The sequence below is a fragment of the Bradyrhizobium sp. USDA 4510 genome, from assembly GCF_054059095.1.
The window spans coordinates 8,944,727-8,962,496 of sequence record NZ_JBSSBT010000001.1; the positions used below are offsets into that span (position 1 = coordinate 8,944,727).

General features: G+C 65.7%; 21 protein-coding genes. 13 read left to right on the forward strand and 8 right to left on the reverse strand.

Annotated features, from left to right (window positions below; genetic code table 11):
- Window positions 1-18: 18 nt before the first annotated feature.
- The 3 genes from lepB to ACVMDN_RS41515 form a co-directional block, all read right to left on the reverse strand.
- Window positions 19-789, reverse strand: coding sequence for a signal peptidase I (gene lepB, locus ACVMDN_RS41505; RefSeq protein WP_016847099.1), 771 nt, complete (start codon window positions 787-789; stop codon window positions 19-21).
- The gene (gene tldD / locus ACVMDN_RS41510; protein ID WP_076832361.1) at window positions 789-2,213 is read right to left on the reverse strand and encodes a metalloprotease TldD; all 1,425 of its coding nucleotides are present in this window, start codon (window positions 2,211-2,213) and stop codon (window positions 789-791) included. Before tldD ends, lepB begins: the two co-directional genes overlap by 1 nt.
- 273 nt (window positions 2,214-2,486) lie before the next feature.
- A complete protein-coding gene (locus ACVMDN_RS41515) occupies window positions 2,487-2,942 on the reverse strand; it encodes a winged helix-turn-helix transcriptional regulator (protein WP_083715159.1) in 456 nt (151 codons plus the stop codon).
- A gap of 132 nt (window positions 2,943-3,074) precedes the next feature.
- Between ACVMDN_RS41515 and ACVMDN_RS41520 the strand changes: the two genes are divergently transcribed.
- The 3 genes from ACVMDN_RS41520 to ACVMDN_RS41530 are packed head-to-tail and all read left to right on the forward strand — an operon-like array spanning window position 3,075 to window position 4,616.
- Window positions 3,075-3,467 carry a DoxX family protein gene (locus ACVMDN_RS41520; protein ID WP_076832358.1) on the forward strand — a complete coding sequence of 131 codons (393 nt, stop codon included), beginning with the start codon at window positions 3,075-3,077 and terminating at the stop codon, window positions 3,465-3,467.
- Between the two features lie 10 nt (window positions 3,468-3,477).
- Complete coding sequence (locus ACVMDN_RS41525) at window positions 3,478-3,981, forward strand: DsrE family protein (RefSeq protein WP_076832355.1); 504 nt, start codon at window positions 3,478-3,480, stop codon at window positions 3,979-3,981.
- A gap of 35 nt (window positions 3,982-4,016) precedes the next feature.
- The gene (locus tag ACVMDN_RS41530; protein WP_210262973.1) at window positions 4,017-4,616 is read left to right on the forward strand and encodes a TlpA family protein disulfide reductase; all 600 of its coding nucleotides are present in this window, start codon (window positions 4,017-4,019) and stop codon (window positions 4,614-4,616) included.
- A 118-nt stretch (window positions 4,617-4,734) separates the two neighbouring features.
- Here ACVMDN_RS41530 and ACVMDN_RS41535 read toward each other — a convergent pair whose 3' ends face one another.
- Window positions 4,735-5,283 carry an invasion associated locus B family protein gene (locus ACVMDN_RS41535; RefSeq protein WP_076832351.1) on the reverse strand — a complete coding sequence of 183 codons (549 nt, stop codon included), beginning with the start codon at window positions 5,281-5,283 and terminating at the stop codon, window positions 4,735-4,737.
- Window positions 5,259-5,582 carry a hypothetical protein gene (locus ACVMDN_RS41540; RefSeq protein WP_141341606.1) on the reverse strand — a complete coding sequence of 108 codons (324 nt, stop codon included), beginning with the start codon at window positions 5,580-5,582 and terminating at the stop codon, window positions 5,259-5,261. The genes ACVMDN_RS41535 and ACVMDN_RS41540 overlap by 25 nt, the downstream gene beginning before the upstream one ends.
- Window positions 5,583-5,864: 282 nt before the next feature.
- Between ACVMDN_RS41540 and coxB the strand changes: the two genes are divergently transcribed.
- The 9 genes from coxB (at window position 5,865) to ACVMDN_RS41585 (ending at window position 13,163) form a co-directional block, all read left to right on the forward strand.
- Window positions 5,865-6,704, forward strand: coding sequence for a cytochrome c oxidase subunit II (gene coxB / locus ACVMDN_RS41545; RefSeq protein ID WP_026191935.1), 840 nt, complete (start codon window positions 5,865-5,867; stop codon window positions 6,702-6,704).
- A gap of 81 nt (window positions 6,705-6,785) precedes the next feature.
- The gene (gene ctaD, locus ACVMDN_RS41550; protein WP_057016079.1) at window positions 6,786-8,402 is read left to right on the forward strand and encodes a cytochrome c oxidase subunit I; all 1,617 of its coding nucleotides are present in this window, start codon (window positions 6,786-6,788) and stop codon (window positions 8,400-8,402) included.
- Window positions 8,403-8,466: 64 nt separating this feature from the next.
- Window positions 8,467-9,405 (forward strand): heme o synthase, encoded by a 939-nt coding sequence (locus tag ACVMDN_RS41555; protein ID WP_028334631.1) that lies wholly within the window; start codon window positions 8,467-8,469, stop codon window positions 9,403-9,405.
- Between the two features lie 37 nt (window positions 9,406-9,442).
- Window positions 9,443-9,607, forward strand: coding sequence for a hypothetical protein (locus tag ACVMDN_RS41560; RefSeq protein WP_028334632.1), 165 nt, complete (start codon window positions 9,443-9,445; stop codon window positions 9,605-9,607).
- Between the two features lie 5 nt (window positions 9,608-9,612).
- Window positions 9,613-10,242, forward strand: coding sequence for a cytochrome c oxidase assembly protein (locus tag ACVMDN_RS41565; RefSeq protein WP_076832349.1), 630 nt, complete (start codon window positions 9,613-9,615; stop codon window positions 10,240-10,242).
- A 55-nt stretch (window positions 10,243-10,297) separates the two neighbouring features.
- A complete protein-coding gene (locus ACVMDN_RS41570) occupies window positions 10,298-11,194 on the forward strand; it encodes a cytochrome c oxidase subunit 3 (RefSeq protein ID WP_057016083.1) in 897 nt (298 codons plus the stop codon).
- Between the two features lie 203 nt (window positions 11,195-11,397).
- On the forward strand, window positions 11,398-11,784 hold the full coding sequence (locus ACVMDN_RS41575) for a DUF983 domain-containing protein (protein ID WP_026191934.1): 387 nt from the start codon (window positions 11,398-11,400) through the stop codon (window positions 11,782-11,784).
- Entirely contained in the window at window positions 11,781-12,551 is a 771-nt protein-coding gene (locus ACVMDN_RS41580; protein WP_076832346.1) for an SURF1 family protein, read from the forward strand. Before ACVMDN_RS41575 ends, ACVMDN_RS41580 begins: the two co-directional genes overlap by 4 nt.
- 60 nt (window positions 12,552-12,611) lie before the next feature.
- Window positions 12,612-13,163, forward strand: coding sequence for a GrpB family protein (locus ACVMDN_RS41585; RefSeq protein WP_076832343.1), 552 nt, complete (start codon window positions 12,612-12,614; stop codon window positions 13,161-13,163).
- A 54-nt stretch (window positions 13,164-13,217) separates the two neighbouring features.
- Here the strand turns inward: ACVMDN_RS41585 and ACVMDN_RS41590 are convergent, their stop codons facing one another.
- Window positions 13,218-14,816, reverse strand: coding sequence for a DHA2 family efflux MFS transporter permease subunit (locus tag ACVMDN_RS41590; RefSeq protein ID WP_076832341.1), 1,599 nt, complete (start codon window positions 14,814-14,816; stop codon window positions 13,218-13,220).
- Window positions 14,816-16,087: an HlyD family secretion protein gene (locus ACVMDN_RS41595; protein ID WP_371852174.1), complete on the reverse strand. Its 1,272-nt coding sequence runs from the start codon at window positions 16,085-16,087 to the stop codon at window positions 14,816-14,818. The genes ACVMDN_RS41590 and ACVMDN_RS41595 overlap by 1 nt, the downstream gene beginning before the upstream one ends.
- A gap of 203 nt (window positions 16,088-16,290) precedes the next feature.
- Here ACVMDN_RS41595 and ACVMDN_RS41600 point away from each other — a divergent pair, with 203 nt between their 5' ends.
- Entirely contained in the window at window positions 16,291-17,007 is a 717-nt protein-coding gene (locus ACVMDN_RS41600; protein ID WP_076832338.1) for a TetR/AcrR family transcriptional regulator, read from the forward strand.
- Between the two features lie 6 nt (window positions 17,008-17,013).
- Here the strand turns inward: ACVMDN_RS41600 and ACVMDN_RS41605 are convergent, their stop codons facing one another.
- Window positions 17,014-17,730 carry a dihydrofolate reductase family protein gene (locus ACVMDN_RS41605; RefSeq protein WP_063790063.1) on the reverse strand — a complete coding sequence of 239 codons (717 nt, stop codon included), beginning with the start codon at window positions 17,728-17,730 and terminating at the stop codon, window positions 17,014-17,016.
- Window positions 17,731-17,770 lie beyond the last annotated feature (40 nt).

Sequence of the window (17,770 nt, forward strand, 5' to 3'; positions counted from 1 at the left end):
TCCATCCGGGCTACGCGTCTACTGCACCGAGGTGAAGAAGCGCGCGAGGCGGAAGCCTGAGAGCCAGGTCCAGACCGGCTGGCTGCGGATGCCGAGGTCCCAGGAGCCGACCACGGCGTCGGCGCGGCCGATCAGATTGTCGATCGGCAAGAGGCCGACGCCGCCGTCGCGCACCGGCACGCGGCTATCGGCGGAATTGTCCCGATTGTCGCCGAGCACGAACAGTTTGCCCGGCGGCACCGTCACCTCTTGGGTGTTGTCGAGCCGGCCGTTGTCGCGAATCTTGAAGATCGCGTGGTTGACGCCGTTCGGCAGCGTCTCGATGTAGCGATACGCCTCCTCGCCGCCGCCGCGATCGTCTTCGGCGAAGCCGGTGCCGTCGGGCTTCAGCGTCGCCGCATGATCGTTGATGAAGAGCTGACCCTGCCGCATCTGGATGCGGTCGCCGGGCAGCCCGACCACGCGCTTGACCCAGGCCTGCGAGCGGTCGCCCGGCCAGCGGAACACGACAACGTCGCCGCGCTTCGGCGTCTCGCCGAACACGCGGCCGGTTTCCGGCAGCGTGATCTGGATCGGCAGCGAAGCCGCGCCGTAGCCATAGGGATATTTCGAGGCGACCAGCGCGTCGCCGATCAGCAGCGTCGGCTCCATCGATCCCGACGGCACGTAGAACGGCTCGGCGATCGCGCCCTTGGCGAGGAACACGACGGCCACGATCGCGGCCAGTTGCACGGCCTGCCCGCGCCAGCTGGTCGGCTTGGCCGTCACGACTTCGTTTCCGCTGCTCACTAGCCCGTTCCTCCGACCGTAATCCGTTCCATCCTGAGCGTCGGTTGGCCGACGCCGACCGGCACGCCCTGGCCGTTCTTGCCGCAGGTGCCGATTCCCGTATCCAGCGCAAGATCGTTGCCGATCATGGTGATCCTGTGGAGATCGGTCGGTCCGTTGCCGATCAGCATGGCGCCCTTCAGCGGCGCGCCGAGCTTGCCGTTCTCGATCTTGTAGGCTTCGGTGCACTGGAACACGTATTTGCCCGAGGTGATGTCGACCTGGCCGCCGCCGAAATTGGCGGCGTACATGCCGTTCTTCACCGAGGCGATGATCTCGGCCGGGTCGCGGTCGCCCGACAGCATGTAGGTGTTGGTCATGCGCGGCATCGGCACATGGGCATAGCTCTGCCGACGACCGTTGCCGGTCGGCTTCATGCCCATCAGCCGGGCGTTCTGGCGGTCCTGCATGTAGCCGACCAGAATGCCATCCTCGATCAGCACGGTGCGGTTGGTCGGCGTGCCCTCGTCGTCGATCGAGAGCGAGCCGCGGCGCGAGGCCATGGTGCCATCGTCGACCACGGTGACGCCCTTGGCGGCGACCTGCTGGCCCATCAGGCCGGCAAAGGCGGAGGTCTGCTTGCGGTTGAAGTCGCCCTCGAGCCCGTGGCCGACGGCCTCATGCAGCATCACGCCGGGCCAGCCGGCGCCGAGCACCACGTCCATCTCGCCGGCGGGCGCCGGCACCGATTCGAGATTGACCAGCGCCTCGCGCAGCGCGCCGTCGGCGGCGTCGCGCCAGGCCTTGGTCTCGATGAAGCGGGCATAGCCCTCGCGGCCGCCATAGCCCTTGCTGCCGCTCTCCTGGCGGTCGCCCTGGCCGGCGACGACGGAGATGTTGACGCGCACCAGCGGGCGGATGTCGCGATAGCTCTCGCCGTCGGGCCGCAGGATCTCGACCACCTGCCAGGTCGCGGTGAGGCTGGCCGAGACCTGACGCACCCGCGGGTCCTTTTCCCTGACATAGGCGTCGATCTCGCCGAGCAGCTTGACCTTGGCCTCGAACGCCGGGCCGTCCAGCGGGTTCTCGTCGCCATAGAGCTTGATGTTGGTGTGGGCGGGCGCCGCGGCGAAAGTGCCGGCATAGCCGCCGCGCACGGCCGCGACCGCATCCGCGGCGCGGATCAGCGCCGGGATCGAGACGTCGGAGGAATGCGCATAGCCGACCGCGTCGTCCTTGACCGCGCGCAGGCCGAAGCCCTGCGAGGTGTCATAGGTCGCCTGCTTCAGCCTTCCGTTGTCGAACACCAGCGCCTCGGTCTGCCCGAACTCCAGGAACAGCTCGCCGTCGTCGGCGCCTTCAAGGCCGCGGGACACCTCGCGGCGGACAGCATCGCGGTCTAGATTGGCGCGGTCGAGCAGGGAGGTCGTGGCGGGATTGGTCATGGTCACTCCGACGCAATGCGATTGCTTGGCGATTCCTCGTCATCCTTGCCTGAAGCGCAACTGATTGCCAGTGGGGAACCCGGAAGCCAAGGATTTCGGGGGATTGAAGCAGAGACGAGCGGAAAACTCATCTTACAACCCGGAAACCTGTACCGGTCCCGGTTCAGGCCCGGACGGCGATCATCAAAGATAGTGGTTGGGGTGGCAAACCGGGAGTGCCTGCGGCTATGCGGTCGATCACAGTGCCCCGTCGGGCTCGTCACCTTGTCGTCATCACCTTGAGCGCCGATCCGCCTTCCGCGGCTGGCTTTCGCGCTCGGCTGCATCGGCCGATTGCGGCTTCGGCTGCGCGGTGCCTTGTGCCGAGGTCGGAAAGCCATGCTCCTGCGCCCACCGGTACAGCTCGTCGAACACCGGCTTGAGCGCCTTGGCGGACGGCGTCATCTCGTACTCAACCCGAGGCGGCACCTCGGGATAGACCGTGCGCTTGACGAGACCGTTGGCCTCGAGATCGCGCAGCTGCGTGGTCAGCATGTGCTGGGTTACGCCGGGGATCGACTGGCGCAGCTCGCCGAATCGCCGCTTGCGCTCGACCAATTGCCAGAGGATGTCGCCCTTCCATTTCCCGGCCAGCACCGACAGCGCGCGATGAAATTGCGCGGACAGGTCGCCGTTGCACGGCTCGGACGCCACCGGAGGCTCGGCGGGCTCAATAGTCAGTTTTTTCATACTACCTCACAAAAAGCATCCTACTTGTTCTTTTCATCTTACTCCCGAATTTAGACCACCGAAAGCCGCGGGCCAGCCGCCGATCGGTCGGGTGGCCGCGGTCCGGCCTTACGAACAACTCGGGAGTCATCAATGTCAGTTGCAGTTGCCGCGGCGCCGTCGCGCTGGAAATCCGTCAGCCTCTGGGTCGTCAGGGGACTGCTCGCTTTGGCCTTTGCCGCCGCTGGCGCCGCCAAGCTCTACGGTGTGCCTATGCTGGTCGAGGAATTCGAGCATATTGGGCTCGGTCAGTGGTTCCGCTATTTCACCGGATCGCTGGAGCTGCTCGGCGCGGTCCTGATCCTGCTGCCCCCGGTCGCGGCGTTCGGCGGCGTGCTGCTGAGCTGCATCATGGTCGGCGCCACCATCACGCATCTGTTCGTGATCGGCGGCTCGCCGGTGCCCCCCCTCGTGCTGCTGACATTGAGTGTGATCGTCGCCTACGCCAAGCGTAGCCAGTTCGCCCTGCTCGCGAGCGCGCCGTGAGGCGAGCGCGATGCGCATCTCTCGCCGCACGCTGACGGTCGTGACCGGGCTGGTGCTGGCCTTCGCGGTGCCGTTCGCCGCGACAATGCTGCTCACCGGTTCGGTCGCGGCGGTCTCGAAGCCCGAGCCGAAGAAGCCCGAGCCGCGCGTGCACCAAGTTGTGCTGCCGATCAACAGCGACGACCCGACCTCGATGCGGGCGCTGATCTCGACCGCGCTCAACCTCCCGAAATATTATCGGGAGCGCAACGAGCCGTTCGAGATCGAGGTCGTCGCCTACAATGCTGGCGTCCACATGCTGCGCGCCGATACCTCGCCGGTGAAGGATCTGCTGCGGGTGGTGCGGGGGCTCACGCCCGACATCCGCTTGGTTGTCTGCGAAGCCACCAAGCTCGGCATGGAGCGCGCCGAGGGACATCCGCTGGTGCTGCTCGATCATGTCGACCTGGTGCCGAACGGGCCCGGGCGCATCATCGAATTGCAGGAAGCTGGCTGGTCCTACATCCGGTCCTGAGCGATGTGGCCATCAAGCCAAGCGGAGAACTTGTCATGACGTCAGCTCACGCACCGACGCGCCGCGCGGTCGTTGCCGGCATGATTGGCGCCGGCGCCTCGCTCGCAATGCCCACCGGAGCTGCGCGCGCAGCGTCGGGACCGCCGCAATTCGGCACCATCCGGCATCAGTTCACGCAGGTCGAAGGCGCCCGCCCGGTGCCGCCGGTCGCGATCCCGGCGCTCGCCGGCGGCGCGCTCGATCTCACGGCGTTCAAAGGCAAGATGGTGCTGGTGAACTTCTGGGCCACCTGGTGCGCGGCGTGCCGGACCGAGCTGCCGATGCTGGACCGCCTTGCCGCCAGCGGCCGTCGCGATCTCGTGGTCGTCGCTATCAGCACCGATCGCAACCGCGCGCCGGTCGCGCCCTACGTCAAGCAGCTCAAGCTGCGCCACCTCGCGATCGGCTTCGATCCCGGTGGTCTCGTCTCGCGCGTCGACGCCGCCGAGGTCGATACGCCGTTCGCGCTCTACGGCATGCCGATCTCATTTTTGATCGGCATCACCGGGCAGGTCGAAGGCTACATGACGGGTGAGGCGGACTGGCTGTCCACGGAGGCGATCGCGTTGTTCGACTATTACGCCGGCGTCCGTTGAGATGGCGTAGCCCGGATGAAGCGCAGCGCAATCCGGGACTGGTCAATCCGCGATGATGGCGGCCCCGGATTGCGCTGCGCTCCATCCGGGCTACGCTTTCCTGTGCCGCTCGGCGCCGCTAGGGCAATTTGTCATACCCCTCCGCCAGGCCATTCAGGCTGAGCGGAAAGCCAATCCCTTCCTCGGGCGTCTCGAAGATGATGAAGGTCGCGGTCTTGGCGTTCTTGAGCTGGCCGAGCAGCTTGTCGTCCATCACGACCTCGGCGACGCAGCCATTGGGCAGGCATCTCACGAAACCGGCGCGGCCGACGTCCTGATTGTCGAGCTTGAGGCCGAGGCCGGAGGGCAGCAGCACGCCGAGCGGCGCGACCACGCGCATCAGGCGGCTCTTCTGGTCGGCGGTCTTCAGCACGATCACGGTCAGGCCGGCATTGGAGCGGTCTTCCGCTACCACGCTCTGGATCAGCGCGCATTGCTCGGCCTGGGCGCCGGGCGGAGTGTCGCAGCGGATCTGCCAGTCGCCGTGGACCGAGCGCACCGCGCCTTGCGCGTTCGCCGGCTGGGTCAGGCCAAGAGAAAGGCCAAGAGAAAGGCCGAGGCAGAGGGCCAGAATCGCGAGGCCGCCGAGCCGGCTGGCCATCGTCAAACGAATGTTCGAAGCGCCCATCCGGGTCGATCCTTATAGATGTTCGGTCGGTCCGGCCGTCCGCCGGTAGCACGCGCGCCACGATGCGCTTCCCGGAAGCGAATCATGATCTCATCTTCTTGTTTGAGCATGATCTTTCGGAAAACCGGTTTCCACTCTTCCGGATCATGCTCAGGCGTCGACTGATACCGCAATGACGGCGCCTTGAAGGCGATCGTGAAGCCATTCTCGCGCCGGATTGGGGCAGCCCGCAGCGAATCAGGTTCCTGTGCGCTGCCCTGTCTGTGGGTACATCCGGTAATCCCCCTGTCAAGCGGCATGGACAATTGGTCCAAGTGCTTTCGCTTGATTTTGCGGGAAAAATCGCAAGCGGCAGCTTCATCGCAGGCGCATGGCTTTCGGCCCCACTACTGCATTGCGAGCGCCGGAGAATTATGGTTTGAGAGGCTGGATTTCGACGCGTTCTAGCGATCTGGCTCCCGTACCCACCTTGACTCAGAGACGGGTATGTCCGGAAGGCCATTTGTCAGGGCGGATCGTGCTGCATTTTCGGCCACATGCCGGGGGTGCTTTGGGGAATAATGCAAGGGAGCGCGAGCGGCATGAAGATGTCGATTGGCCGGTTGGGCAGGCAATTGCTGGGGTTGGCGGTGGCGGGTGTGGCGTCTGTCGCCGCGGGATCGGCCTTCGCCGAAATGGGGCAGCCGGCGCCGTGGGAGCACACGCTGCAGGAAGGCGTGACCCCGGTGATGGAAAACATCATCTGGTTTCACAATTTCCTGCTGGTACTGATCACCCTGATCACGCTGTTCGTGCTCGCGTTGCTCATCATCGTGGTGGTGAAGTTCAACGCCAGGGCCAACCCGGTCCCCTCCAGGACCACCCACAACACGCTGATCGAGGTGGCCTGGACGCTGATCCCGGTGCTGATCCTGGTCGGCATCGCGGTGCCGTCGTTCCGCCTGCTGTTCCTGGAGCTCGACGTGCCGAAGCCGGATCTCACGGTGAAGGTCACCGGCAAGCAGTGGTACTGGTCCTACGCCTATCCGGATAACGGCAAGTTCGAGTTCGACTCGCTGCTCGACAAGGACAAGCAGCCGCGCCTGCTCGGCGTCGACAACGAGATGGTGGTCCCGGTCAACAAGGTGGTGCGGATCCAGACCACCGGCGCCGACGTGATCCACTCCTTCGCGGTGCCGGCCTTCGGCGTGAAGATCGACTCGATCCCCGGCCGCCTCAACGAGAGCTGGTTCAAGGCCACCAAGACCGGCGTGTTCTACGGCCAGTGCTCGGAACTGTGCGGCAAGGACCATGCCTTCATGCCGATCGCGGTCAGGGTCGTGAGCGACCAGGAATTCGCGACCTGGGTCGAAGGCGCGAAGAAAAAGTTTGCGACCAACCCGGCGAATTCCTACGCCTCGGCTGGTCAGGCGGCGCAGTAAGCCTCACGGCTTACGGCGCGGATGGAATAAGGGCGACGGGACCGCAAGGTCCAAGAGGGACTGCAAGGCAGGATTTTGAACATGGCGACAGGCGCAGCGACACACGACGATCACGCCCATGACGATCACGCCCACCATCCGACCGGATGGCGGCGTTATCTCTACTCCACGAACCACAAGGACATCGGTACGATGTACCTGATCTTTGCGGTGATCGCGGGCATCATCGGCGCGGCGATGTCGATCGCGATCCGTGCCGAGTTGATGTATCCGGGCGTCCAGATATTCCACGAGACGCACACCTATAACGTGTTCGTGACCTCGCACGGCCTGATCATGATCTTCTTCATGGTCATGCCGGCGATGATCGGCGGCTTCGGCAACTGGATGGTGCCGCTGATGATCGGCGCGCCGGACATGGCGTTCCCGCGCATGAACAACATCTCGTTCTGGCTGCTGCCGGCCTCGTTCGCGCTGCTGGTGATGTCCACCTTCGTCGAGGGTGAGCCGGGCGCCAACGGCGTCGGCGCGGGCTGGACCATGTATGCGCCACTGTCGACCTCGGGCCATCCGGGACCGGCGGTCGATTTCGCGATTCTCTCGCTCCATCTCGCGGGTGCCTCGTCGATCCTCGGCGCCATCAACTTCATCACCACGATCTTCAACATGCGCGCGCCGGGCATGACCCTGCACAAGATGCCGCTGTTCGTGTGGTCGATCCTGGTCACCGTGTTCCTGCTGCTGCTGTCGCTGCCGGTGCTCGCCGGTGCGATCACCATGCTGCTGACCGACCGCAATTTCGGCACCACCTTCTTTGCGGCTGACGGCGGCGGCGACCCGGTGCTGTTCCAGCATCTGTTCTGGTTCTTCGGTCACCCCGAAGTGTACATCCTGATCCTGCCCGCCTTCGGCATGATCAGCCAGATCGTCTCCACCTTCTCGCGCAAGCCCGTGTTCGGCTATCTCGGCATGGCCTACGCCATGGTGGCGATCGGCGGCATCGGCTTCGTGGTGTGGGCGCACCACATGTACACCGTCGGCATGTCCTCGGCGACGCAGGCCTATTTCGTCGCCGCCACGATGGTGATCGCGGTGCCGACCGGCGTGAAGATCTTCTCGTGGATCGCCACGATGTGGGGCGGCTCGATCGAGTTCAAGGCGCCGATGATCTGGGCGATCGGCTTCATCTTCCTGTTCACCGTCGGCGGCGTCACCGGCGTCGTGCTGGCCAATGCCGGCGTCGACCGCGTGCTGCAGGACACCTACTACGTGGTGGCGCACTTCCACTACGTGCTGTCGCTCGGCGCCGTGTTCGGCATCTTCGCCGGCTGGTACTACTGGTTCCCGAAGATGTTCGGCTACATGTACTCGGAGCGGATCGCCAAGGCGCACTTCTGGTTTACCTTCGTCGGCGTCAACCTGGTGTTCTTCCCGCAGCACTTCCTCGGCCTGTCGGGCATGCCGCGCCGTTATGTCGACTATCCGGATGCGTTCGCCGGCTGGAACCTGATCTCCTCCTGGGGCTCGTACATCTCCGGCATCGGCGTCCTGATCTTCATCTACGGCGTGATCGATGCCTTCGTCCGCAAGGAGCAGGCCGCGAACAATCCGTGGGGCGCCGGTGCGACCACGCTGGAGTGGACGCTGACCTCGCCGCCGCCATTCCACCAGTTCGAAGTGCTGCCCCGCGTGCAGTAAGTCCACGACAACGCGGCGCACTTTAAGGGTGCGCCGCGCCTTTTGAGAGAAGCGAGACCTGATCTTGTCGGTTGTCGATCACAACGCCATCGAGCTGCCCCGGATCTCCGAGGCCGAAGTGGGCGACTACATCGCGCTGTTGAAGCCGCGCGTGATGTCGCTGGTGATCTTCACCGCGCTGGTCGGGCTGATGATCGCGCCGGTGCACGTGCATCCGGTGCTGGCATTCACCTCGATCCTGTGCATCGCGGTTGGCGCCGGCGCCTCCGGCGCGCTCAACATGGCCTATGAGGGCGACGTCGACGCGCTGATGACGCGCACCGCCAACCGGCCGATTCCGCGCGGCCGCATCACGCAGACCGAGGCGGCCGCGTTCGGCATCACGCTCGCCTTCTTCTCGGTGATGACACTCGGCATTCTGGTCAACTGGGTGGCGGGTGCGCTGCTTGCCTTCACCATCTTCTTCTATGCCGTGGTCTACACGATGTGGCTGAAGCGCTGGACCGCGCAGAACATCGTGATCGGCGGCGCCGCCGGTGCCTTGCCACCGGTGGTGGCTTGGGCCGCCGCGACCGGATCGCTCTCGGTCGAGCCGATCCTCCTGTTCCTGATCATCTTCTTCTGGACTCCGCCGCACTTCTGGGCGCTGGCGCTGTTCCGCAGCGACGACTATGCCCGCGCCGGCATCCCGATGCTGCCGGTCGTCGCCGGTCCCGACGCGACCCGGCTGCAGATTCTGCTCTACACCATCGTGCTGGTCGCGATCGCGCTGGCGCCGTGGCCGCTCGGCTATTTCGACGCGATCTACGGCGTCACCTCGCTGGTGCTCGGCGCCGGCATGCTGTGGCTGGCCATCGAAGTCTATCGCCGCCGCGAGGGTACGGCTGCCAACCGCGCCACGCGCCGGCTGTTTGCCTTCTCGATCCTCTATCTGTTCGCGCTGTTTGCCGTCCTCCTCGCCGAGGTCGTGGTCCGCGCGATTGCGCCTGTCTTCATCGGATAGGGAGCCGGGGGGCGAGATGGGGGCGCATGGGATATCAATGGACGAGAAACGCGAACCAGAAGGCATCGTCCTCACCGAGGCGCAGCTCAAGAGCCGCCGCCAGCGCTCGATCGCCATCGCGCTCGCGCTCGGCATCCTGGTCGTGCTGTTCTTCGCCGTCACCCTCGTCAAGGGGCCGGCCGTGCTGGTGCGGCCGCTGTGAGTGAGATGGCCAACCAGGGACCGCAGCAGGGTGAGGGCGCCAAGGTCACGCGCCGCACGCTGACGCGCGACGCCGTGGTTGCCTCGATCTGCGGCTTCGTCGTGGTGCTGATGGTCGGCGCGTCCTACGCAGCCGTGCCGTTCTACAACTGGTTCTGCCGCACCACCGGCTTCAACGGCACCACCCAGGTCGCGACCTCGGTGCCTTCGGATGCGCCGCTCGAGCGCACTATTTCGGTCAGCTTCGATTCCAACGTCGCGCCGGGCCTGCCCTGGAAGTTCGAGCCGGAGCAGAACACGATCGACGTCAAGATCGGCCAGGTGGTCACGGTCTACTACACTGTCACCAACCAGTCGGCGCGCACCACCACCGGCCAGGCGTCCTACAATGTCGCGCCGTTGACGGTCGGCGCCTATTTCCAGAAGATCAACTGCTTCTGCTTCACCGAACAGACCATGGCGCCGGGCGAAAAGCGCGAGATGGCCGTGGTGTTCTATGTCGATCCGGCGCTGGCCAAGGACAGCGAGAACGACACGCTGAAGACGATCACCCTGTCCTACACCTTCTTCCCCGTGCGCGACGCCGCGCCGAAGCCCGTGGCGGCGGGCGAGGCGGAACAGCGCAAGGGCGGCTAGTTTCGGAATTTAAGATTTAAGACGTGCCTTGCGGCACGCGAATGGAGAGACGGCAATGGCTGAGGCGCAAGTCAAGCATCACGACTATCATCTCGTCGACCCGAGCCCATGGCCGGTGGTCGGCTCGATCTCGGCCTTCATCATGGCGTTCGGCGCGATCGGCTGGATGCACCACATGTTCTCCGCCGCCCCGATCGTGTTCGGCGTCGGCACCATCGGCGTGCTCTACACGATGGCGAGCTGGTGGGGCGACGTGATCAAGGAAGCCCAGTACAAGGGCGACCACACCCGCGTGGTGCAGATCAGCCACCGCTACGGCATGATCCTGTTCATCGCCTCCGAGGTGATGTTCTTCGTCGCCTGGTTCTGGGCCTTCTTCAATGCGGCGCTGTTCCCGGCTGACGCGGTGCATGCCACCCGCGATGCGGTGTTCGGCTGCGGCGCCGGCACGGCGATGGGCGCCTGCTCCGTTCCCGGTACCTGGCCGCCGCACGGCATCGAGACCTTCGATCCCTGGCATCTGCCGCTGCTCAACACGCTGCTGCTCCTGACCTCCGGCACCACCGTCACCTGGGCGCACCATGCGCTGCTCGAGAACGACCGCCAGGGCCTCAAGCAGGGCCTGATCCTTACCGTTATCCTCGGCGCTCTCTTCACCTGCGTGCAGGCCTATGAGTACGCCCATGCGACGTTCTCGTTCGGCGGCAACGTCTATGGCGCGACCTTCTTCATGGCGACCGGGTTCCACGGCTTCCACGTGCTGGTCGGCACCATCTTCCTGCTGGTCTGCCTGATCCGCGCCTACGCCGGCCACTTCACGCCGAAGCAGCACCTCGGCTTCGAGTTTGCCGCCTGGTACTGGCACTTCGTCGACGTGGTCTGGCTGTTCCTGTTCATCTGCATCTACGTCTGGGGCCATGGCGCCGAGACGATGGCCCACGGCGCACACTAATTGCCGGCCGACGTGCTAAAAAGGGGCGGCCGAATGGCCGCCCCTTTTTGTTTCCCTTCTGCCCTTGTGGGAGAAGGTGGCGCGGATGTAATCCGCGCCGGATGAGGGGTCTCCATCCGCGGAGACAGACCCCTCACCCGGCTACATCTCGCTCCGCTCGATTTCGCCACCCTCTCCCACAAGGGGAGAGGGGAAGGAGCCAAATGACCGATACCCCGCCGACCGTCACTGAGAGCGCACTGCGCGGCATCGCCTGCCGCTGCCCGCGCTGCGGCAAGGGCAAGCTCTATTCCGGCTTCCTGACGCTGGCGCCGCGCTGCCAGGCCTGCGGCCTCGACTTCGCCTTCATCGATTCCGGCGACGGGCCGGCGATTTTCGTCATCATGCTGGCCGGCGCGATCGTGGTCGCGGCGGCGCTGATCGTCGAGGTGAAGTACCAGCCGCCGTTCTGGGTGCATGCCGCGCTGTGGCTGCCGTTGATCCTGGTCACCACGATCCTGCCGCTACGATCGATGAAGGCACTTCTGATCGCGCTGCAATTCCACCACAAGGCCGCCGAAGGCCAATTGATCGAGCGCGACCCGAAATGAATGATGTGACGACGCGCCGGCCGAGCGCGGCCGGCTTCGGCATTTTCACGTTGATCCTGATCGCGGTATTTATCGCCCTCGGTTTCTGGCAATTGCAGCGCCGGGTCGAGAAGCACGCGCTGATCGCAGCGCTCGAGGCGCGGCTGGCCGCGCCGACCGAGGCGCTGCCGCCGCCGTCGGCATGGCCGACGCTGACCTCCGCCAAGGATGAATTCCGCCGCGTGACCCTGACCGCGACCTATGCGAAGCAGCCTGACGCGATGGTGTTCAGCTCCGGCTCCGCCGTGCGCGACGACATTTCGGGTCCCGGCACGTGGGCGTTGCTGCCGGCGACGCTCGCCAGCGGCGAGACAGTCGTGATCAACACCGGCTTTGTCCAGAACACGATGCAGGATCGCGCCTTCGAGGATCGCGTGGTCGGCCGCCTCGTCACCGGCGCGCCGGTTGAGCTCACGGGCTATATCCGCTTTCCCGAGCCACCGGGCCGGCTGACGCCGAAGGAAGATATCTCGAAGCGGCTGTGGTTCGTGCGCGACCATCGCGCGATGGCGCAAGCGCTCGGCTGGGGACAGGTCGCGCCGTTCTATATCGACCTCGAGGCGCCGGTGCCCGACAGCGGCACGCCGAAGCCCGGACCGCTCAAGGTGCGGCTCAAGGACGACCACATGCAGTACGCCATCACCTGGTTCTCGCTGGCCGCTGCGGTCACGATCGCCTTCGGCCTGTGGTGGCGCGGCCACCGGCGCCGCGCCTCTGGTCGAACCTAGTCGCATCATGGTTTGATTGACCCGCGAAGGGGACTTCGCGGCAAGCAATCAGGGTGTGCCATGGAGAAATACGGCGCCGGGCCAATCGTTGTCCTGGACTATGACCCCAACTGGCCAGCCATGTTCGAGACGGAGCGCGCGAGGATCGAGCACGCGCTCGGCTCGCTGGCCCTGGCCATCGAGCATGTCGGCAGCACCGCGGTTGAGGGCTTGCCGTCGAAGCCGATCATCGACCTGATGGTCGGTGTCCCCGGCCTCGCGGAGGCGCGGGAATGCTGCATCGAGCCGATCGAGGCGCTCGGCTACCACTACATACCGGAATACGCGGCGTGGCTGCCCGGCGAGTTGTTCTTCCGCAAGGGCCCTCCGGGGCCGTGGACCCATCATCTGCATCTGATGGAGCCATCCAATCCGCGCTGGGAAACGCTGCTGGTGTTTCGCGACTATCTTCGCGCGCACGCCGAGGTGTCCCATGCCTACGCCGAGATCAAGCAGGCCCTTGCTGCCTCCTCAAGAGAGGACATCGCGGCCTATCGCAACGGCAAAACGCGCTTCGTCGAGGAGACGACGGCGAAGGCCCGCGCGTGGCGCGCGAACCTGTCCGGTCGATAGCGCGGCCGCGCCACGCTTGCATTCTGCCGTAACGCATCCATGCCCGAGCCGGGATCAATGACCCATGGGGGCGGGGCCGCCGAGCTTGACCTTGCGCAAGGTCAGCGCCAGCGGGATCGCCGACAGCGAGATAAGCATCAGGACCCAGAACGCATCCATGTAGGACAGGAACGAGGCCTGGGTCTGCACCTGCTGTCCGATCCACTGGATCGCCTGACTGTGCGCCTGCGCCAGCGAACTGCCCTGGGCGACGAAGAAGTCGGTGACCTGGTGCAGCGTGTCCTGGTATTGCGGGCTCGACGGCGTCACCTGCTCGACCAGCCGGCTCTGGTGGAATTGCTGGCGATGCGTCAGCACGTTGGACACGATCGAGACGCCGATCGAGCCGCCGGTGTTGCGCGCCGCGTTGATCAGCGCGGAGGCCTGGTCGGTCTTCCCAGCGGGAATGCCGTCATAGGACGCCGCCATGATCGGCACGAAGATCAGTGGCAGGCCGACGCCGATCAGCATGCGTGAGCGCGCCATGAACCAGAAGCCGAGATCGCCGTAGACGTTGGTCATGCTGTACATCGAGGCGGCGATCACCAGCGCGCCGGCAACGATCAGGTATTTCGGCTGCACCCTGGTGGCGAGCCGGCCGACCGCGAACATCATCATCATGGTGACGACGCCGCCGGGCGAGAGCACGAGGCCGGCCCAGGTCGCGGTGTAGCCGAAATCCTGCTGCACCAGCTGCGGCAAGAATTGCGTGGTCGCGAGCAGGATGGCGCCGGTCGCCAGCATCACCAGGAAGCAGGCGCCGAACTGCCGGGTTGCGACCATGCGCAGGTCGATCACCGGATTGCGCCGGGTCATCTCCCACGGGATCATCAGTACGAACGCCGCAGCGCAGAACACTGCAAAGGTGATGATGAAGGGCGAGGCGAACCAGTCGTCCTCGAGGCCGCGATCGAGCACCACCTCGAGCGCGCCGAGGAAGGTCGCGACCAGCGCGAAGCCGATGAAGTCGAACCTGTTGTCCTGGGGCCGCGCTCCCTTGGCTTTCGCGGTCGCGGGCTCCTGCAGCACGGCCGCGATCAGCGCGATCGCGAACACACCGACCGGCGCGTTGATCAGGAAGCACCAGTGCCAGGAGAGGTTGTCGGACAGCCAGCCGCCGAGCGTCGGCCCGACCACCGGCGCCACCACGACGGCAATGCCGAACACCGCGAACGCCTGCCCGCGCTTGGCCGGCGGGAAGGTGTCGGCGAGAATCGATTGCGCAACCGGCACCATGCCGCCGCCGCCGAGACCCTGCAGGATACGGAACAGCAGCAGCGCGTTCAGATTGGGTGCAAAACCGCACAGGATCGAGCTGACCGTGAAGATGCCGAGGCAGATCAGGAAGAAGGTCTTGCGCCCGAGCGTGCGGGCGAGAAAGCCGGAGGCGGTCAGGATGATGGCGTTGGACACCAGATAGGTGGTGACCACCCAGGAGGCCTCGTCCTCGCTCACGCCCATGCCGCCGGCGATATAGGGCAGCGCGACGTTGGCGATGGTGGTGTCGAGCACCTCCATGAAGCTCGCGAGCGCGACCACGATGGCGATCAGCCAGGGATTGACGGTGACGCTCGGAGCCGGAATGCCTTTGGCATCGACGGCGGCGACACTCATCACAGCCTCCCGAGGCTCGACTTCTCAAGGCGCTCGAACAGGGACGGCGCGGGATTGATCCGCACCGTCGGCACCACGGACATGCCCGGGCCGAGCGCGACGTCGGCCGGCGGGTTGTCCATCACGATCTTCACCGGCACACGCTGCACGATCTTGACGTAGTTGCCGGTGGCGTTCTGCGCCGGCAGCAGCGAGAATGCGGTGCCGGAGCCCGGCTGCACGCTCTCGACATGGCCCTGGATGGTGCGTCCGGGATAGGCGTCGATCTTCATCGTCACCTTCTCGCCCGGCCGCATCTTGTCGAGCTGGATCTCCTTGAAGTTCGCGGTGACCCAGGTCTGGTCGGGCACGAACATCGTGAGGTTGGTGCCGGCCTGCGCGAACTGGCCGACCGCGGCCGACAGGCTGACGACGCGGCCCGGCTGGGCGGCGGTGACCGTCGTATAGGACAGATTGAGCTTGGCCTGGTCGCGTTGCGCCTCGGCCTGGGCGAGGTTGGCGACCGCGCTCTTGCGCTGCGCCTTCAGCGACTCGACCTGGCGCTGCGCGAGGTTGAGCGTCGCCTGCGCGCTCAACAGCGCAGCCTGCTGCTGATGCAGCTGCGAGGTGAACTGCTCGGAATTCTGCACGGTGCCGTAGCCGGATTGCTCCAGATGCTGGTAGCGCGTCGCCTGCTGCTGGGCGAACACCAGCGCCGCCTGCGCCTGGTCGACCTGCGCCTGGTTGGCAGCAATCTGCGCCTGCTGCACGTCGAGCTGCGCATCGACATTCTCGATGCTGGCGCGCGCGGCAGCGACCTGCGCCTCGGCCTGCGCCAGCGCGACGCGATAGTCGCGGTCGTCGAGCCGGGCGATCACGTCGCCGGCCGCGACATGCTGGTTGTCGGTGACCGGGACGGCGGTGATGTAGCCGGAGACCTTCGGCGCCAGCGCCGACTGCCGCGCGGCGATGAAGGCGTCGTCGGTGGATTCGAAATGCGCGCTGTAGTCCATGTAGAGATAGCCGCCGCCGATCGCTGCGGCGAGCAGCACGGCGCCGATCGCGGAGACGACCGGACGGCGGCGGAGAAAGCTGCGCCGTGTTGTCTTGCCGATGACCTCGGGCGGGATTGTTGCCGGCGGGGCGGGCTGCTTGCCCGCGGGATGCTCCTGCGCCGGAGCCCGCGCGGTGACCGCGGGCAGGTCAGGCTCATGGGAGGCCGGAGCCGAGGACGCCCCCTCGATACCCTCATGCCCCGGTTGGTCGCGCTCCAAAACAGTGTCTTCAAACATGATGGCGGCTCCTGCTGTCAGGCGAGGTCTGCAAGGCCTTCGCAAAAGGAACGGAACCGTTCCGTTCTATGCGGCAAATAGTCCCGCCGCGGTGCGCCGTCAATAGAAACGGAACTGTATCGTTCTATTTACAACCAGATGTGATAAGGCTATATTGCCTAATATTGCCGGCCTGACCGGCCCATCGAACCCGGGTCGATGCGATGACCACCAGCACCCTGAAGAAGCCGCGCGTACCGAAAACCAGGCCGGTCGAGGTGCGCGCCGGCCGGCCGCCGAAGGAACTCGCCGGCGAGGTTGATGCGCGGATTCTCGATGCCGCGCGCCAGGTCTTCCTGCAGCGCGGGTTCGAGGGCGCGAGCATCGACGAGATCGCGGAAGTCGCGCGCTCCGGCAAGCGGACGATTTATGCGCGCTTCCGCGACAAGCGGGCGCTGTTCACGGAAGTGGTGACGCGGGACATCCTAGCACGCATCGCCGAGTTCAAGGCCGATCCGCCGGTCGGCGCGACCATCGAGGAGCGCCTCACCAGCGTTGCCTCGACCCTGTTGCATTGGGGCTTCGATGCCGACCGGATCGGCCTGATGCGGCTCGCCATCGCGGAAGCGCACCGCTTCCCGGATCTCGCCGCCAACGTCAACCGCAGGGCGCGCGCGCTCAGCACCGAGCTCGGCATTCACCTGCTGCGCGACCTGACGCAATCCGACCAGCTCGGCAAGCTGCCGGCCTTCGCGCCCGAACACCTGCCGACCACGGCGCGGATGTTCCTCGACATCATCGCGGTGCCGATGCTGCTCCGGGCGCTGTTTGAGGTCGACCTGAAGGCGCTCGATCCCGAGATCGACGCCCATGTCGCGCGCGGCGTCGCGTTTTTCGTTGCTGCATGCCGGACCGGCTGGGTGGAGAATCCCAAGCCATAGGCGCGCTTAATCCGGCGCGCGCTCCACCGCGTGACGCAGCCAGACCATGCCGCCTTCCAGTGTCTCGCAATGAGTGAGCCGGAGCGATTGTCCGGCGCCGGGGCGGTCGCCGTCGGGGCCGTGATAGTCGACGATGCTTTGCGAGCCGGCGACGCCGTCGACCGCCGGAAAGATCAATGTGCTGAATTCGTCGATCAGCCCATGCTTGAGGAAGGCGCCGTTGATCCCGCCGCCGCCTTCGAGCAGCAGCGTCCTGGCGCCGAACAGCGACGCCAGCTGCGCCATCGCGCCCGGCAGATCGTCGCCCTTGGTGCCTGCAAAGATGTAGGACGCACCGTCCTCGCGCAGTTCGGCGAGATGCGCATCGGATACCTGTTCGCCGAGCACCGCGACGGCGTGATCGCCGCCGACATTGTCCTTGCCGAAATGCACGCGGCCCGACGGATCGATGCCGACAGCAAGCTTGCGGCCGTTGCGGTTGCCGAGATGCGCCTCGCGCGGCAGCCTCAGTGGGTTGGCGATATGCCGCTCGGCTCCCTTGGCCATCTCGTTCATGGTGACGCGGCCGATGATCCATCCATCGGCATCGAAGCCGTCATGGATCCGTTCGTAGTGGCCGCGCAGCACGTCGGCCGGGATGCCGGCGGCGGCCTTGGTGAAGCGGCTGGGATGAAGCCGGCCGTCGATCGACGTGCCCATGTGGCAGATGATGTGGGGGCGCATAGGCTGAACTCTTCGGTGGGGGATGACCGCGCCACAGGGG

Bases quoted from the DNA above. Each gene is read 5' to 3' on its own strand.
- ACVMDN_RS41570 (WP_057016083.1), top strand. From the start codon at position 10,298: ATGGCTGAGGCGCAAGTCAAGCATCACGACTATCATCTCGTCGACCCG.
- coxB (WP_026191935.1), top strand. From the start codon at position 5,865: ATGAAGATGTCGATTGGCCGGTTGGGCAGGCAATTGCTGGGGTTGGCG.
- ACVMDN_RS41595 (WP_371852174.1), bottom strand. From the start codon at position 16,087: ATGTTTGAAGACACTGTTTTGGAGCGCGACCAACCGGGGCATGAGGGT.
- ACVMDN_RS41560 (WP_028334632.1), top strand. From the start codon at position 9,443: ATGGACGAGAAACGCGAACCAGAAGGCATCGTCCTCACCGAGGCGCAG.
- ACVMDN_RS41565 (WP_076832349.1), top strand. From the start codon at position 9,613: ATGGCCAACCAGGGACCGCAGCAGGGTGAGGGCGCCAAGGTCACGCGC.
- ACVMDN_RS41530 (WP_210262973.1), top strand. From the start codon at position 4,017: ATGACGTCAGCTCACGCACCGACGCGCCGCGCGGTCGTTGCCGGCATG.
- ACVMDN_RS41605 (WP_063790063.1), bottom strand. From the start codon at position 17,730: ATGCGCCCCCACATCATCTGCCACATGGGCACGTCGATCGACGGCCGG.
- ACVMDN_RS41540 (WP_141341606.1), bottom strand. From the start codon at position 5,582: ATGCCGCTTGACAGGGGGATTACCGGATGTACCCACAGACAGGGCAGC.
- ACVMDN_RS41590 (WP_076832341.1), bottom strand. From the start codon at position 14,816: ATGAGTGTCGCCGCCGTCGATGCCAAAGGCATTCCGGCTCCGAGCGTC.
- ACVMDN_RS41520 (WP_076832358.1), top strand. From the start codon at position 3,075: ATGTCAGTTGCAGTTGCCGCGGCGCCGTCGCGCTGGAAATCCGTCAGC.
- tldD (WP_076832361.1), bottom strand. From the start codon at position 2,213: ATGACCAATCCCGCCACGACCTCCCTGCTCGACCGCGCCAATCTAGAC.
- ACVMDN_RS41525 (WP_076832355.1), top strand. From the start codon at position 3,478: ATGCGCATCTCTCGCCGCACGCTGACGGTCGTGACCGGGCTGGTGCTG.
- ACVMDN_RS41580 (WP_076832346.1), top strand. From the start codon at position 11,781: ATGAATGATGTGACGACGCGCCGGCCGAGCGCGGCCGGCTTCGGCATT.
- ACVMDN_RS41600 (WP_076832338.1), top strand. From the start codon at position 16,291: ATGACCACCAGCACCCTGAAGAAGCCGCGCGTACCGAAAACCAGGCCG.
- ACVMDN_RS41535 (WP_076832351.1), bottom strand. From the start codon at position 5,283: ATGGGCGCTTCGAACATTCGTTTGACGATGGCCAGCCGGCTCGGCGGC.
- ACVMDN_RS41585 (WP_076832343.1), top strand. From the start codon at position 12,612: ATGGAGAAATACGGCGCCGGGCCAATCGTTGTCCTGGACTATGACCCC.
- ACVMDN_RS41515 (WP_083715159.1), bottom strand. From the start codon at position 2,942: ATGAAAAAACTGACTATTGAGCCCGCCGAGCCTCCGGTGGCGTCCGAG.
- ctaD (WP_057016079.1), top strand. From the start codon at position 6,786: ATGGCGACAGGCGCAGCGACACACGACGATCACGCCCATGACGATCAC.
- ACVMDN_RS41575 (WP_026191934.1), top strand. From the start codon at position 11,398: ATGACCGATACCCCGCCGACCGTCACTGAGAGCGCACTGCGCGGCATC.